Annotated in this window: 1 pseudogene; it reads right to left on the reverse strand. The window is 67.4% G+C overall.

Features of this window, described 5'->3' with window-relative positions:
* Positions 1-506: pseudogene (locus RX972_RS29315) on the reverse strand (IS21 family transposase); the annotation flags it as partial.

Consider the following 506-nt stretch of genomic DNA (forward strand, 5'->3'; position numbering starts at 1 on the left):
GTACAGGCTCGCCTTGATGACCGCGACCTTGGTGTTGTCAGGCACCAGCAGCGCCGGTATGCCGCCGATCGCCGCGAAGGCGCCAACATGAGCGCTGATCCAGTCGGCGAGCCCCTGCGTCCCCGTCGCCTGCGCGTAGGTAAAGCGCGAGGCGCCGAGCACGGCGACGAAGATCTGCGCCATTCTGCGCTCACCGGTGAGACGATCGACCACCACCGGCACGCCGTCGCCGGCATAGTCGACGAACAGCTTGTCGCCGGCTGCGTGCGCCTGGCGCATCGTCACCGACAGGCGGCCCTCCCAGGCGCGGTAAAGCTCACAGAAGCGCGAGTACCGGTATCCGTCGGGTTCGGCGGCGATGTACTCCTCCCACAGGATCGACAGCGTCACGTGCTTGCGCTTGAGCTCGCGGTGCACGGTCGTCCAATCAGGTTCGGCGATGCGGCGGTGACCCTGCCGGTTGCCATTGCCGGTCTTGGCGAACAGGCGGAGTTCCAGGGCCGCGT

It is taken from the genome of Pseudomonas syringae group sp. J309-1, assembly GCF_032582135.1.
Taxonomy (GTDB): domain Bacteria; phylum Pseudomonadota; class Gammaproteobacteria; order Pseudomonadales; family Pseudomonadaceae; genus Aquipseudomonas; species Aquipseudomonas quasicaspiana.